This is a genomic window from Teredinibacter turnerae T7901, assembly GCF_000023025.1.
GTDB lineage: Bacteria > Pseudomonadota > Gammaproteobacteria > Pseudomonadales > Cellvibrionaceae > Teredinibacter > Teredinibacter turnerae_B.
In genome coordinates this window covers 3,853,991-3,869,995 of sequence record NC_012997.1, presented here as the reverse complement: position 1 = coordinate 3,869,995, position 16,005 = coordinate 3,853,991, and the positions used below count along the sequence as shown (strand labels likewise).

The window sequence follows — 16,005 nt, the reverse complement described above, 5'->3', positions numbered from 1 at the left end:
TTGTGCACGGAGGATATCAATGTGGTTGCTCAGGCATTCAACACAGACTTTACCGGAAATACCCATGCGGAGGGCGCTTATATCACCTTCCGCGCTGGCGACACCCATTTTGCCCTTGCGGTCAGCTACGTACGCTATATCACCACATCACAATCGCTGAATCGCCGTAGTTCACCAACCAAAGAAGGTAAGACCCATATTGTGTTCGACTTTGGCGGTGAATCGCTCGCGCTTTATAACTTCAATGAAATGATAAAAACCGGCGCCCACACCGAAGAGATCGAAGCCCTGATTACGCTGCTGAACGATCGGCAGGAAGACCACGTTAGCTGGCTCGCTGAGCTGGAGACCAGCCTTAAAACAGGCCAGCCCTTTACCAAGGCTGGTGATCATCACCAGTGTGCGTTCGGTAAGTGGTACGACAGTTACCAAGCCCAGGACGCGGAATTAAAACGCATATTGGCCGCATTTCGCGATCCTCACCGGCGCCTGCATGCGCTCGCTGAAGAGTTAACCGGGCAGGTAAAACGCGGCATTGCGTTGGAGAGCGTGTTGCGTCAACTGCAACAGGCTAGAGAAACCACTTTTGGTGAGCTGCTGACCTTGTTCGACGACGCCCAGCGGCGCCTGGAAGAATTGAACAAGCCGGTGGTGATCGTTCTGGAAGATGGTCGCCACAAATTTGGGCTCCAGGTAGAGTCTATTGGCGACATTAAGCAGTTTGAAACTAGCGCCTGGTTGCCCGATCAGAACGCAGGCGACAACTGTTGTTACGACGGCTACTTTCAAACGGGCGACGCGCTTTATCTCAATATTATGCCGCAGAGCTTGCTGCAGATGGCGTGAGTTGGGAGCGGCAAGGCCGCCGCCCCCAGGGGTCACTATTGCTGTCTAGCGCTTCAGTACTGCCAATTCAGCAGAATCACTTCTACAACCACCTCGGCTAAGTCCTAGTTGCAGCTCAATCCAGTGATCACTTCATTGATCATCGTGTTAAGCGCGGCTACGTTTACGCCTTCGAGAGTGTCGCGTGGAGTGTCCATTCCGTCGGTGCGATTGTCGGCTTCGGCAAGCTTGTTACACGCCTGGTTAAGGCGCCCTTCGCTGTTGAGATCGACAATATGTGCGAGTAATCGGCTGAAATACCCGACTCGATCAATTTCCGCCAGTGGGTTTTCACCGGCACCGGACAGCGTACCATCAGCGATCCAGGCATCGAAGGCGAGCTTGAGTGATTCCGGGTCTGCCACTGGTGCGGAGTCCATGCGTAACCCTACCAGCACAGGATCATGGTCGGAATTGCGGGTTGCGGTGCTGCCGTCGTAATAGGTGAGGCTGCGTCCGTAATCGGTGTTGTAGTCCAGTGCATCGGCTTCGTCGGAATTAACATGCCAAATCTCCGCCTGCTCGAATTTACTGTATAGGCTGTCGCTGAGCAGCACATAATCCAGTGTGCCCACCTGGCCATCGAATACGTAGGAGTAGCTCTCGGCAGACTCGACATTGCTGTAGCCGTTGCTGAGCAAAAATGTGAGCGGCGCTTCAGCGGCGTAAGCGTTCAGGTCGCCCATAATAATTGCATCGTTATCAGCAATACCGGTGGGTGCAGTTTGCAACCAGGCGTCCACTGCGCGCGCGCCGTCCAGACGCCGCTGGTTCCAGGCACCGGCACCATCAGTGTGATCGGCGTTGGGGTCGTCGGAAGCCAGGCCGTCGCCACTGCCCTTGGACTTCAAGTGGTTAACCACCACGGTAAAATTGTCGCCGCCGCTGATATGTGTAAAGGTTACCGCCAGAGAGGCGCGGTTAGTGGACGGGCCGTCAAACAGCGGCTCGTTTACAAAATCATGGTCCGCGAAGATCGGCAGAGTGGCCGCGACTGTATCGTCGAGTATCGCGGGTGCACTGCCGTCGGCGATAGCGACAACTGCCGGTTTGTAGATCACACCTACAGCAATCGCATCGCTGCCCACGAATCGACTGCCGGGGTACACGTAAGCGAAGGTGTTGCTGCCCAGGCGGCTGTTGAGTGCGTTTACCAGCATTTCAATCGCGGTTGAGCCATCGTTTACCGGGTCAAATTCGTTCTCCAGTTCTACCAGCCCCAACACGTCCGCATCTAAAGATACAATCGCGTTAACGGTTTTCTGCAACTGTCGGGTCAGCTCTTCGGCGTTATTGGCGCCGCGCGGGTCGTGGCCGAGTGCTGTGCTAGCACCGTTGTCGAGTGTTTTGAACAGGTTGAGTACGTTGAACGAGGTTACCCGCAGGTCGCCATCCACTTGTGGCGCTGCGGCCGGTCTAGGGTTGGTGGCAACGAATGTGTTGGCGTCATCGGTGTGCGCACGCACGCGCCAAGTGGATTGTGAACTGCCGTTTCCAGCCCATTTGTAGTCCATCACACCTGTTAACCCATAGGCGGTATCGCCCATGCGCGGTGCGGTTGCTTCAGCATAGGGGCTGAAGCCTGCGAGCATGTCGATCGCGGCATTTTGTTCGTTGAGGCCGTCGTCGTACACAATTCCCCGTGCGGCCGTTCGTTGCAACCAGGCATCGTAGGCGGCAGGATCCGGTGTATGTAACTGACTGAATTGAGCCGGGCGGTCGCCAGCGGTTACGCGAATTTCGTTGAACCGATCCAACTGAAACTGCTCGATAATTTGCACCGGCTCCGCCAGGGTTACCAGCATGCCTTCGTAGGCTTCCAGGTCGGCCTGATAACGGTCAGCTCCACTCAGGGTTACCGCATCGCTGCTCAGCAATGAAACACTTGCCGCGGTGATGCTGCCGAGCTGATTTTGCGCAACGACCTCAATGCTTTCAACACTGCTCAACTGGGTTTCGCCAAAGTATTGATCTACGGTGGCCACAACTTTTACGCGGTCGCCAACATTCACGTCTGCGGTGGTGTCCGGGTCAAATACAAAAACACCCTCGGACGACGCCGGGTCGCCGTCTTCGTCAGCGGTTTCTTCCTGAATGTAAAAGCCGCTCAAGTTGCGCTTGGGATCGCTGTCGTTATCCTGAAAATCGCCGACCACGACAGCCTCGACCACCACGCGGGTATCCAGCATCGGGCTTACATCGGTTTCGCCGAAACTGTTGCTGGTCTGGGTATCCGGTGTGCCCTGAATTGCGGAAATAAACGCGGCAACCGGCTCGTTGCTACAGTCGCCGCAGCCGGTGCCACCGTCGGCGAAACTGCCAATGGGAATCAGGGTTTCGGCGTTATTTACGGTTTCCCCATCCAGCGCATTTGGCTGGGAGAAAGACCATTGGGCGGTTGTGAAAATCGCGGAAGGTGCGCTGCCGGTCGCGCGGTAGGCCCAACCGTCCATGTAATCCCAAGCAGTGCCGGTGCCGTCTGCGTTTGGGTCGCCAAACAGATCAAACAGAGTACCGTTGTGGAACAGTTCAATGGCATCGTCGCCGTTGATGCTCATGGCGGATGAGGTAAAGTCAGGCGCGAAGCCGAAGAACGCTGTAAAGCCGTCGTTTTCCGAAGCCACATAGAGGTAAGTGCCTGCACTTACGCTGATTGGCGGAAAACTAAATTCTTCGCCATCGCTGCCGCCGCCGTTGTTGGCACTGCCCAGGCCGTAGCTGCTTAGATCTGCGATATCGTCGAGTACGTAGAGCTCCACGCCCTTGGGTACACCGCCGCTGAGCGGGCCGTCGAACACTGCCGTTAATAAAAGATTTGCATGCGCACTGGCACAACCGCCAGCGAGCGCGATAGCCAAACCGAGTCGTTTCATAATTTTCTTTCCATGTTAATGATGACGAAGAGAGTGTTTACCTCAGTGAACGCTGGGTAATCTCTGCCGGCTTCGCAACTGTCTGGTTGGTTATCGTTATTGTTTTGTCTTTGCGAGATTGAAGACGCACCTAAGTGGCGGAAACATTACGGCGGGCTGCATGGCAGGCGGCAAGTGACTTGCCGACTCTTTACGAAGCGCCAGAATGGGCATACCAAGGCTTGAATGTCGTGTCTCGTCGGACTGCGTAACAACAATTGCGAATGCAACAGAGCTTCACAGCCTTCAGTGACATTCGTATAACGCTTTTTTGTAACTTGCGCGTCAACTTTATGACGAGCGACGGGCCTATTGCAAATGATTGTTGATACGCACTCGCCAAAAATTTATCGAATTTGGTGGCAGTTGGTTGGTGACTTGCGGTTGCGGAAAATCCTGCAGGCTTACCCGGCCTTTATCGAAAGACGGCTTGTGCCCGTTGATGCGCAGTTTTTTTGCGGTCAGTTTTGTGGCGGTAAGTTGATATATTTCCGTTGGTTCGCCGAAGTGGGGGGTACTGATTTCGAGGTGATCATTTGCGATGTTAATCAATAACAGCCAAATGTCTTCTGCGTCCTGGCTTTGGTGCGCGTAGACGCGTACATCCGGGTTGTTGCTCTGCACCCGATACACATCGTCGCCCATAAGTTGCGCCCAGAGCCAGCTTACCCAGTAATCGGGACGGGGTTTCAGCGTAATGCGATCGATCATGCCGTAGTCGCCGCCGATCAGGCTCTGGCGAATCATCACTTTCTGGCCTTGCGCGGCACCCTGGCCGAGTTGATCCGCCCACCAGAAGCAGGATGCGAAGCGGTCAGAAATTTTCGGTTGGCCTCCGCACTGAGCCGAGCCGGTTTCGCCGGTCCACAGTTGTGCGTTCGGCTGGTAGAGGTCGCGCCAGGCGCGCAGGCGTTTGCTGTAGTCGGTGAAATATTCAAATGATCGCGCGTGCAGCACATTTTTAACATTGGCGGCGCGGGTGCGAATGGGGGAGCGATCACTTTGGAATGGGTAATAGTGCCAGTCAACAATATCCAGTTCGGTGGGCAGGCTCTCTAGAAACCGTTTGGTTAAATTGGAAAACGGTTTAATGGTTTCGCCCAGCTTCGGCCAGAACGCACTCCCGGGGCCACAAATTTTAATGTCTGGATAGTAGCGGCGCACCAGTTGCGCAAAGGTGGCGTAGTCCTGAGCGAGGTTTTTTGGCCCCGGCTGGGCGCGCAAACCGTGAAATGCCCAATAGGCATTGAGTTCATTGCCCAGTTCGCAAACGTCGATGTGGTATCCCTGCTCCTTGGAATACTGCAGCAGTTTTTGAATTTCTGTGCCCTGCCATTCACCGTGGTATTTGCGTTTGAATAAACCGTATTTAAAAGTGAAAGAAAATTTCAGGTTATTGCGTTGAATAAAGGCGTGCAGGTTATCCCACATCGCTTTGGTGAGAATAAAATCGGAAGGGTTGCTTTCGTCGCATTCAAAATAGTGAATTTTGTCGGCTTCGGAGCCACCTACGCGCAAATAGGCTGGGCCAAGCGCCTGGACCAGACGGTCCAGTTTCTTCGTATTTAAGTCCAGTGGTGGAACCCGCAAGGTGCCGAGACCTTTGCGCACCCCGTTGCTGCCTTCCCACCAATATCCCCCTGCCAGGACTGAAATGTCGATAGAAAATGAGAGGTAGGCTGGGTCTATTTTTTCCACCGGCACGCGATTGAGTAACTCGACCTGTGCCCGCTGCTGGCCAATATGGTGATAGGGGTGGGTAAGGTGTTTGCGTCGGCCGAAGCGGAGCAAACGTTGTAGGTGAGTCAGTCGCATAGAAAACCGGTGTTAACACCTGCTGGTAGGGTCGAGGTCTGTGTCGAAGGTCTGTGTCATCTTATTCGCAAGTGTGGTTACACGCTGTCAAACATATACGCAGATAACGGCGTTTTAGCGATCTTCTAATGGCTTCCATTAATCGCGGCTCGCGCATGGTATGACATTCTTATGACGGCTAGATTAAGGAAATGTGTTACGCGTGGCTGTTCCACCTGCCCGACGAAAAGTACCTCTGACTGGGTCTTTAGAGTGTAGGTCAGGTGGAAATGGTATGACGAAAATGTCGCTTATAATTTCATGCTTGGATTGCTGTCACTAGCCCGCGTTTGCGATATAAGCTCGCCAACCGCCCAACGATGAGATCTCCTTCGCGCCGTCCAACCCCCAGTTGTCGCAGATAAAACCACTCAGCCAACGGCCGTCTGCCAGTTCGACTTTGCCAATGCCCAAAGGTGCCGGAATTTCGGCGATAAATGTGCCCACGGCATCGGCCGGTAAGCGCCACACTTCCACTTCAATAGCTGTGCTTGCATCCGCATCGCGCAATAGCGCGGGCCGCGCCGGGGGGCCACCAGGGAGTGCAAACAACCGATAGTTGTCGCTGGTGGTGGTGCGTGCAACAAACTCGGCGCCGCGCTCGCGCAGCTGCCAGTTCAGCGGCAGACCCTCGAGGTGAGCACCGCAGACTACGATATCCACCCAAGTTGAAGGCGGTAGAGATGTGGTTTGCCCCTGCACCTTAAACGGGCTGTGGCCACTCCCGGGGGGGATCGCCAACCTATTTTGCAGTTGGGCGGCAATGCTGAGCAGGTCTTTGTCGCGCTGGGCGTGATGGAACAGCGTGACACCGAAGCCGACACCGTTGGCGAAAAAATCCACCGGTATCGCCAGCGCGGCGTAGTCCAGCAGGTTCATAAAATTGGTGTAGTAACCCATTTGCGAGTTGAGTGCGATAGGGTCGGCTTCCACCTCGGCGATGGTATAGGCGCGCGGATTGGTGGGCGTAATCACCGCATCAACGTCGGCCAGCACCGCATCGGCGGCCGCCTTCAGCGCCTGCAACCTGTATTGTGCGGCAAATGCATCGGCCGCGCGGGGGTGTTTGCCGCCGCCGATAATGGTGTTAATTACCGGTAGCAGCGCCTCAGGGTTGGCGTCGATCAGCGGTAGTGTTGCCAGGTAGCGCTCTGCGACCCACGGCCCTTCGTAGAGCAGTTTGGCGGCTTGCAAAAACGGGGTGAAGTCCACCCCCACAACATCGTGGTCTATCGACAGGGTATTGGCGACAAAGTGGTTGAACAGGGACTCCGCTTCACTGCTACCAAAAAATTCGAGGCTGGCTTTGTCCGGTACCCCGATTTTGCGACGCTGGCTTTCTGCGCGGTAGTAGCGCGGGCCATTCGCAAAGTGTGCTTTGCGGCTGAAGGGGTCGTTGCGGTCGTGCGCCGTTGCCACATCCAACACCTGATTGGCATCATCGACATTGAGCGCGAATATGCTGACGCAATCCAGACTTTTACACGCAGGCACCACACCGTGACAGCTGAGCAGTCCGCGGCTGGGCTTGAGCCCCACCAGATTATTGAGTGACGCGGGCACCCGGCCCGAGCCTGCGGTATCGGTGCCCAGTGAGAAGCTGGCGAGACCCAGTGCCACGGCTACGGCCGAGCCGGAGCTTGAGCCGCCGGAAATTATGTCGCTATTGAGTGCATTGCGGCACGCGCCCCAGGGTGAACGCACGCCCACCAGACCGGTGGCGAACTGGTCCATATTGGTTTTGCCCATCGGAATTGCCCCCGCCGCAATCAAGTGCGCGACCACTGTGGCGCTGTCGTCGGGGGTAAATTCGAAGGCTTTACAGGCGGCCGTGGTGGGTATTGCCGCGAGGTCGATATTGTCTTTAATGGCGAAAGGTACGCCGTACAGCGGTAAGTCAGCTTGCCCTTGGCTGTCAATATAAGCGAGGTATTGCGCGATCTCGGCTTCGCTTACGCGCGTAATCCAGATCGGGTTATCGCCCAGGCTGTCGGCTTTTGCGTTGAGTGCGGCAACCAATTGTGCCGGGGTAAAATCGCCGTTGCGGTAGTGTGCCTGCAGCCCGCTAATGGTTAAATCGATATGGTCGAGGTTAAGCATGGCTTATGACTCCTAGCGTTTGGCCAGCGGCAATGACATCGCCCTGGTGACGTTGTTGTTTTAGCAGGGTACCGGCGGCGGGGGCGTAGATTTCAATTTCCATTTTCATGGATTCCAGAATACATACCACATCGCCTTCGTTAACGGTTTCCCCTTCGGCCACACACCATTGCCAAAGGCTGCCTGCGGCCGGGCTTTCCAGCGCGGTGCAGTTTGCGGCGAGGGGTGCCTCGTCTTCCGCCGGTGCGCTCGTCGTGGTTGCATCAAAGTTCATCTGGCCAGAGCTGATCCAGCGCGCTAATTCCTCGTCGAACGCGGTTTGTCGCTGTTCAACAAAATTGTCGATACTGGTTTGATGCTGCGTTAAAAACGCCTGGTAGTCAGCAAGGCTGAACTCGGTGTCCTCAATTTTTAGCGGATAATCACCGTGGGGGAAGCGGCGGCGAATATCGATTAATTCCTCTTCACTCACTTCGTAAAAACGAATTTGATCGAAAAAGCGCAGCAGCCATGGGCGACTGAATTCCCGGGTGGTTTTGTTTTTATTCCACATTTGCAGGGTGCGACCAATAAACTGGTAACCGCCAGGCCCTTCCATACCGTATACGCACAAATAGGCGCCGCCGATACCCACCGAGTTTTCTGCGGTCCAGGTGCGCGCCGGGTTGTATTTGGTTGTTACCAGGCGGTGGCGCGGGTCCAGCGGCGTCGCCACTGGCGCCCCCAGGTACACATCGCCCAATCCCATGACAACGTAAGAGGCATCGAACACAATGCGTTTTACATCATCGACCGAGTCGAGGCCGTTAATGCGGCGAATAAATTCGATATTGTCCGGGCACCAGGGCGCATCTTTGCGCACCGATTGGGTATATTTTTGCACTGCCAACTGGCAGGCCTGGTCGTTCCAGCTCAGTGGCAGGTGGACCACGCGCGCGGCAATTCGCTGTTGCTCGACATCTTTTAACGCGCGTTCGGCACTCAACAATAATTGCAGCAGCGCCTGCGCAGGCAGGGCGAGATTATCGTAGTGAATTTGCAGCGAGCGAATCCCGGGGGTGAGCTCCATAATTGCCGGGTGGTTTAATTCCTGCAATTTCAGCATAAGTGCGTGCGCGCGAAAACGCAGTGCAATATCCAATTGCTGGGGGCCGTATTCCACCAACAAATAGTCATCGCCCGCCAGCCGGTAACACACCTCTACCGCATTTTCCTGTTCGCTAAGGCGATGTAAAACCGGGCTTGCCGTGGCAATATCTTCGCTGCTGTATAGTGGCTCGGCACTGGCGGTTAACTGGGTGCAGCAGGCAAGCTGATGGCGTTCGAGTTTTTCTGCGGTCGCTAAATTTACGGGAGTGAATCGTACACGGTCGCCCGCTTTTAATTGGCCGAGTTTCCACAAGTCGGCTTTTATCACGGTGGCCGGGCATACAAACCCACCGAGGGAGGGCCCATCCGGCCCCAGAATCACCGGCATATCGCCGGTAAAATCAATAGTGCCAACCGCGTAGGCGTTATCGTGAATATTTGACGGGTGCATGCCGGCTTCGCCACCGGTGGTGCGCGCCCAGTCAGGTTTGGGGCCAATCAGGCGAATGCCGGTGCGACTGGAGTTGTAATGAATTTTCCAATCACTGTTAAAAAAAGTGGCGATATCTTTTTCGGTGAAAAAATCCGGCGCACCGTGAGGCCCGTAAATCACCCGGATATTCCAGTCAGTATTGACCGTCGGCTTCAGGTGCTGAATGTTGTCGGCGGCGATTGCGCTCGCGCCTTGCGCAAAATGCAGCACGTCGCCCGTGCGCAGAGCACGGCCGCTGTGGCCGCCAAACTGGCCCAGGGTAAAGGTGGAACGCGAACCCAAATACACATTGCCATCGAGCCCGCCAGCGACCGCGAGGTAGGCGCGTGCACCGGCCCCGAGAGGCTGGCCGATGCGCAGCACCTGGCCTGCAGTGGCTGCGTAAACCCGATAACTTTGCAGCGGTTCTGCATCCAATTCTGCGGAAAAATCTGCGCCGGTCAAAATAAACTGGGTCGCGCAATTAAAGCGCAACGTTGGGCCTTGCAGCGTAATCTCCAGACCGGCGGCATCGGCCGGGTTGCCCAGCGCGGCATTGGCCAGGCGCAAAGCAAGATTATCAAACGGCCCCGACGGGGGTACGCCCACATCCCAGTAGCCGGTGCGCCCGGGAAAATCCTGCAGCGTAGTCAGCGTGCCGCCGCTGAGTACATCCATCGTTTGCGGTACAAAGCTACGATTATTGAGGTAGCGGGTGTACAACCTGCCCTCCAGCAATACCGGGTCATCCAGCAGATCGCACAAGTACGCCATATTGGTTTCGATACCCTGGATGCGGCTGGCGGATAGTGCGGCGCTTAGTTCGGCGATTGCCGCTTCGCGGGAATCCGCGCGGCAAATAAATTTGGCCAGCATCGGGTCGAAAAATGCCGATACTTCCAGGCCGGTTTCGATCCAGTGATCTATACGGCGCTGCGACGTATTGTCCGGCAGCGCGACACAGGACAAAAGCCCGGCGCTCGGCTGAAAGTTTTTGTGAGGGTCTTCGGCGTACACGCGCGCCTGAATCGCGTGACCTTGCGGCGCGAGCTGAGCGCGCAATTTGGTAATATCGCCGAGTTCACCTGCGGCTTGGCGCACCATCCAGGCGACCAGATCCACCTTAAACACCTCTTCGGTAACCCCGTGCTCAACCTGCAAACGGGTATTGACCTCCAGAAAGTAAAACTGGTGGGTGTTCTGGTCGTAAATAAATTCTACCGTGCCGGCATTGAGGTAATTTACCGCGGCCAGCAATTTGGTGGCCGTGAGATGCAGTTGACTGCGTACGTCGTCGGGAATGTTGGGGGCCGGTGTTTCTTCGATAACTTTTTGATGGCGGCGTTGTGCCGAGCAATCTCTCTCGCCAAAGGCAACGGCGTTGCCTGCGCCATCACCGAAAACCTGCACTTCAATATGGCGGGCAAACTCGATGTATTTTTCGATAAACACGCCGTCGTTGGCAAAGTTGTTCGCGCCCAGGCGTTTTACCGACGCAAAATTTTTCTGCAGTTCGGCCGCGTCTTTGCACACCTGCATGCCGATACCGCCGCCACCGGCGGTGCTTTTTAAAATAATGGGGTAGCCAATTGTCGCGGCAGCGAGAAGTGCTTCGTCTTCCGAATCCAGCAGGTCACTGCCGGGCAACAGGGGCACCTGTTGCGCCACTGCCAGAGCGCGCGCTTCGTGTTTTAATCCGAACGCCTGCATGTGTTCCGGGCGCGGGCCGATAAAAGCAATGTTGCGCTTATCGCACTCGGCAACGAAGTCGGCGTTTTCACTGAGAAAGCCGTAGCCGGGATGCACGGCATCAACGCCCGCCTGCGCCATAATGGCAAACAGTTTTTCGGTGTTGAGATAGGTCTCGGCGGCGCCGCCCTCGCCGAGCGAATAAGCTTCGTCGGCGGCGGTCACATGCAACGAGTGGGCATCGGCTTCGCTGTAAACCGCAACCGAGGCTACGCCCATGGTATTTAACGTACGACTGATACGGGTGCTGATTGCGCCGCGGTTGGCGATAAGAATTTTGTTAAACATGGCGGTCTACACTCATGTTTGCGGCGGGTCGTCCCGCGTGAGCTTGCGTCCTGATCCGGTCGTCCGGAGACGCGTGGAGCGGCAGATTACCAGAGCGTAATTTCAACCGGCGTCGGGTTGTAGCCGTTGCAGGGGTTGTTCAGTTGCGGGCAGTTGGACACCAGCATATACACGTCCATATGCGCCACCATTTCCACGTATTTGCCGGGCGCCGAGATGCCGTCTTCGAAAGTCAGTCCACCTTCTGCCGTGACGGGCACGTTCATAAAAAAATTAATGTTGTGGGTGATGTCTCGTTTGCTGATACCGACAGATTCGTGTTCGCCGATAGCCAGCATCCAACTGTCGCGGCAGGCGTGCATACAGCGCTTGTTCAGGTCGTAGCGCACGGTGTTGCTCTCGGTCGCACAGGCGCCGCCGAGGGTATCGTGGCGACCGCAGGTGTCTGCGGTAATTTCCAGCAGCGGGTTGCCAAAATTACTGCGCAACAGCGTTCCCGCGCTCAGGTATACATTGCCCTGTTCGCGAATGGTATCCATGGCACTGTAGCGTTCGGCCGTATTGTTGGCGTTGTAAAACAAGGTGTCTGCGGCCTGATTGCCTTCCAGGTCGGTAATTCTCACGGTTTGGCCGCGCTTGATTTTTTTCAGTAAATAATCGCCAGCGGGTACGACAGTCGATTCCTGCGCTTCGCTTAACAACATGTCACTTTCTCTGATCATGCGCCTATCCCCAAATGGTACAAACGGTTATTTTCAAAACCCCGTCCGTTTTCCGGGCGGAAGTTTTTGCAGAAGTCATCGTCGGCGACCGGCGCCGCTTCAAACAATTCACACAGCACCGGCGTGCGGGGGTAGCTCGCTGCCTGGTTGAGTGGATGTGGGCAGCTGTGCATTACCACCAGCGTGTCCATTTCAAAGCGCAAAGTCAGGCTTGCGCCGGGTTTTGCTGCGCTGGCATCGAGGCTGAGATTGCCGCTTTCGTCGGCTACCACTTTGCTGAACAGGTTAAGGTTCGCCCCCATGTCCCGCTCGTTGAGACCGTATTTGGTCAATTCCACCAGAAAGGCATCGAAGCCGTTTTGGCGCCAGTCGTTTTGCGCATCCTGATAGGAGAGCGACCCCCAGGTTTTTTCGATATGCTGCTTGCGGCTGTTGCCGCACACGGTCTCGTGCCAGCCAAAATTATCTGCGGTAATCGAGCAGAAAATGCGGCCCATATCCGAGTACAGGCAGTTGCCGCGCGTTAATTTAAAAGTGTGCTGACACTTCAGGGTGTCGGGTGCGTTGTAACGTTCCAATAAATTTTCCGGGTTGTAGAACATCATTCCCAGATTGGCTCCACCGGTAATATCGGTGAGTGTCAGTTCGAGGCCGCGTTTGATTTTTAGCGACCAGTGGCTGGCGGCGGGCAATTCAAACGTATAAAGCGGTTGTGCTGTTGAATGTGTCATGGAATCGGATTCAGGCAAGGCTGGCCTGTACCTCCTCTGTGGGTTGTGAGTGATGGTGAATAATGTGCTCCAGCTGAGCGCGGTCCTTTTGCGATACATCCAGGTCGTAAGTAATCTGTGCGCCGAACGCACCTGGTGCCTGCGGGTCGTAGCGGTCTTTGTCGAATACCCACAGGCGGGTGCCCAGATGAAAACCTTCTTTCAGGTCGTGGGTAATCATAAATATGGTGAGCTGGTGTTCGTGCCACAGCTGTAACACCAGATTGTGCATGTCGGCGCGAATGCCGGGATCAAGTGCGCCGAAAGGCTCATCTAACAATAAAATCGCGGGCTTTTTAATCAGCGACTGCGCCAGTGCGAGGCGCTGTTGCATCCCGCCGGAAAGTTCATGCGGGTATTTGGTTTTGGCGTGGCCGAGGCCAACCGCATCCAGCAAGGTTTCTGCTTCTGTGCGCGCGGCTTTTTTTGCCTTGCCAAACAGGCGGCCCAATACCGGGCTTTTTTCCAACTCGCGCGCGATAATCACGTTTTCCAATGCGGTGAGGTGCGGAAATACCGAGTAGCGCTGAAAAACGATACCGCGTTCGGCATTGGGTTCGGGTTTCAAGGGGGCACCGTTCAGCGTGATGCGGCCCCGTGTGGGCTGCTCGGTACCGAGTAATAAATTGAGGAAGGTGGTTTTACCGCATCCGGACGCGCCGACGATAGTAATAAAATCGCCTTTGGCAACCTGCTTGTTTAGCTGTTCCAGGACGACTTGATCGCCGTACTCCTTCCACAAATGTTGTATTTCTAAAAATGCCATTTTAATCGTTCTCCTTGGCCTGACTGTGAAACCAGGGATAGCACAACAGGGATACCCGACGCAGCAGATAGTCCACGACAAACGCCAGAAACGTTATCCAAATGACGTAGGGTAGGATCACATCCATGGCCAGATAGCGCCTGACTAAAAAAATGCGGTAGCCGAGCCCATCGGTAGACGCAATGGCCTCTGCCGCAATCAGGAACAGCCAGGCAGCACCAAGCGACAGGCGCACAGCGGCAATCAGGCGGGGCATAATTTGCGGGAGTATCACCCGCACAATAATCTGCCAGGTGTTGGCGCCCAGAGTTTGTGCTTTGATAATTTGTTCGGTCGGAATTTCGCGCACGCGCTGCAGCAGATCACGTGTCATAAAAGGCGTAATGCCGATCACAATCAGCACGATCTTGGATACTTCACCCAGGCCAAACACAATAAAGAGCACCGGCAGAATCGCCATCGGCGGCACCAGCGATATAGCGGTGACTAGCGGTGACAGTTTGGCGCGCGCAAACGGGATTGCTCCCATCAGCACGCCGAGAATGAGCGCACAGGCAGCACTGATGCTGACGCCAACCGCGAGGCGACCGAGACTGCTGGCGGTGTCCCGCCATAACAGTACATCGCCGCTGCGTTTGTCTGGCTGGAACGCCATACGCTCAATGGCCGCGCCTATGGTCGTGAGCGCGGGCAATAATTTATCGTTGGGGTTTGCTGCCAAGCGGGCATTGCTGGCGCCGAGATAGAGCACCAGCAGCAACAGGAATGGCAGAATCCCCAGGATCACGCGAACAGGGCGCGATGGCTTGCGATTGATAAGTTTCATAGCGGTCACGCCCTGGTGTTGCGATTATGGGTGGCGGTTACAGAGAGCCTTTTGCGGCCATATCCATATAGGTCGGGTCGAACCGCAGTTTGATATTGCTGCTATCGCCGTAGACGCCTGCGGGTGTTTCAATACCGATGAAAGACGCATCACTGGCACCTTCGCCCAACAGGCCGTGGTCAAACGAGAATTCAGCAACCGTTTGCATGGTGGTTTTCAGCTTGTCGCTGTTGACGAACTCAACCGCTTCGGCGGGCTTGTAGAACATCTTGGTGGAGGCCAATTGCGCGTCGTAACCGGCAAGGTCAGTACCAGAGGCACTGCCCATAAAGGTGCGCGCGGCCACCGCAGCGTCACTGTCGCCGTTCATCGTACTCATGATCTCGTACCAGGCGCCAGCCAGCGCTTTACCCAGTGCAGGGTGCTCGCTAAGGGTTTTGGTGTTGACCACCATCAAATCGATAATTTCGCCAGGGATGTTTGCTGAGTCGAACACTTTGTTGGCACCAGGCATAGTGGTGATTTCACTCAACAGCGGGTTCCAGGTGACTACAGAAGAAACACTGTCGGTGGAATAAGCGGCGACCATGTCGGCGTCGGAGGTGTTCACCACGGTTACATCTTTTTCACTCATCCCGACCGATTCCAACGCGCGTGCCAGCAGGTAGTGAGACACACTCAATTCCACCAGGTTAACGTTTTGGCCTTTGATATCGGCGAGTTCAGTTTTGTCTTTCAGCACAACACCGTCGTTGCCGTTGGAGAAGTCCCCCACGATCAACGCAGTGGAATCCACGCCACCCGCCGCCGGAATTGTGAGCGCGTCCATGTTAGTCATGGTGCAACCGTCATATTCGCCAGCGGTGTATTGGTTGATGGACTCGATATAGTCGTTGATTTGGGTTACTTCGATTTCAATGCCGTATTTGTCGGCCCATTTTTTCACGATGCCTTGCTGCGCACCGAAATCCCAGGGCATCCAACCGACGTAGATAGACCAGCACACTTTAAATTTTTCGGCGGGCGCACTGGCGACCGGGGCAGGTGTTGCTTCGGAAGTGGCGGGTGCCGGTGATTTATCGGAACAGGCGAAAAGCAGAGCGATGGTCGTGCCCAGAATTGCGCGGGCAAAGATGTTGTTATGCATGGTTAACCTCCCAAGGGTTACACGGATAATTGAGGATTCAATAGCGCAGTGCTATTGAGAAGCGACCGGTAGCGCAGCCGAGTGCGCCTTGCCGTTGCTCCATTCCTCCCGGGCTTTTATCCCGCCGTGTAACCTGCCAGGGGGTAGTGATGGTTACCCGTGGAAGGTCGACAGCTCTCGGACCAGTCACTTTCCAGCTCATGTAATCCACCGAGATTACTCGAGCAAGAAAGCCGGAACCCTAGCCGTCCATTAACGTCCTGTGGAAACTCAATAACCCGGCGGTTATTGAATCCTCGCGTTGTGTGACTCTTGAACAGCAATTCTAATGCCAGTTGGCAGAGCATGTTTTTGCTGTTTTATATGCCATTTATGCGCTTTTGTGGTGATTTTATAAAAAATTGATCGTCTATGGTGCGTTTTTT

10 protein-coding genes and 1 riboswitch are annotated in these 16,005 nt (G+C 55.3%); of the genes, 1 reads left to right on the top strand and 9 read right to left on the bottom strand.

Annotated features, from left to right (window positions below):
- Positions 1-21 precede the first annotated feature (21 nt).
- Positions 22-846, top strand: a complete 825-nt coding sequence (locus TERTU_RS15455; protein ID WP_015817254.1) for a CZB domain-containing protein — start codon at positions 22-24, stop codon at positions 844-846.
- A 104-nt stretch (positions 847-950) separates the two neighbouring features.
- Here the strand turns inward: TERTU_RS15455 and TERTU_RS15450 are convergent, their stop codons facing one another.
- The 9 genes from TERTU_RS15450 to TERTU_RS15410 form a co-directional block, all read right to left on the bottom strand.
- The gene (locus TERTU_RS15450; protein ID WP_015818786.1) at positions 951-3,758 is read right to left on the bottom strand and encodes an ExeM/NucH family extracellular endonuclease; all 2,808 of its coding nucleotides are present in this window, start codon (positions 3,756-3,758) and stop codon (positions 951-953) included.
- A 348-nt stretch (positions 3,759-4,106) separates the two neighbouring features.
- Positions 4,107-5,612: a glycosyl hydrolase family 79 N-terminal domain-containing protein gene (locus TERTU_RS15445; RefSeq protein WP_015819393.1), complete on the bottom strand. Its 1,506-nt coding sequence runs from the start codon at positions 5,610-5,612 to the stop codon at positions 4,107-4,109.
- Positions 5,613-5,930: 318 nt separating this feature from the next.
- Positions 5,931-7,751, bottom strand: a complete 1,821-nt coding sequence (atzF, locus tag TERTU_RS15440) for an allophanate hydrolase (RefSeq protein ID WP_015819963.1) — start codon at positions 7,749-7,751, stop codon at positions 5,931-5,933.
- The gene (gene uca / locus TERTU_RS15435; RefSeq protein ID WP_015820061.1) at positions 7,744-11,349 is read right to left on the bottom strand and encodes an urea carboxylase; all 3,606 of its coding nucleotides are present in this window, start codon (positions 11,347-11,349) and stop codon (positions 7,744-7,746) included. Before uca ends, atzF begins: the two co-directional genes overlap by 8 nt.
- Positions 11,350-11,435: 86 nt before the next feature.
- Positions 11,436-12,071, bottom strand: a complete 636-nt coding sequence (locus TERTU_RS15430; RefSeq protein WP_015820630.1) for an urea amidolyase associated protein UAAP2 — start codon at positions 12,069-12,071, stop codon at positions 11,436-11,438.
- Positions 12,068-12,802, bottom strand: a complete 735-nt coding sequence (locus TERTU_RS15425) for an urea amidolyase associated protein UAAP1 (RefSeq protein WP_015820799.1) — start codon at positions 12,800-12,802, stop codon at positions 12,068-12,070. The genes TERTU_RS15430 and TERTU_RS15425 overlap by 4 nt, the downstream gene beginning before the upstream one ends.
- 10 nt (positions 12,803-12,812) lie before the next feature.
- Complete coding sequence (locus tag TERTU_RS15420; RefSeq protein ID WP_015817184.1) at positions 12,813-13,607, bottom strand: ABC transporter ATP-binding protein; 795 nt, start codon at positions 13,605-13,607, stop codon at positions 12,813-12,815.
- Position 13,608: 1 nt separating this feature from the next.
- Positions 13,609-14,433: an ABC transporter permease gene (locus TERTU_RS15415; protein ID WP_015818248.1), complete on the bottom strand. Its 825-nt coding sequence runs from the start codon at positions 14,431-14,433 to the stop codon at positions 13,609-13,611.
- 37 nt (positions 14,434-14,470) lie between these two features.
- Complete coding sequence (locus tag TERTU_RS15410; RefSeq protein ID WP_015818847.1) at positions 14,471-15,580, bottom strand: putative urea ABC transporter substrate-binding protein; 1,110 nt, start codon at positions 15,578-15,580, stop codon at positions 14,471-14,473.
- A gap of 103 nt (positions 15,581-15,683) precedes the next feature.
- Positions 15,684-15,836, bottom strand: a riboswitch (guanidine-I (ykkC/yxkD leader).
- Positions 15,837-16,005: the final 169 nt, after the last annotated feature.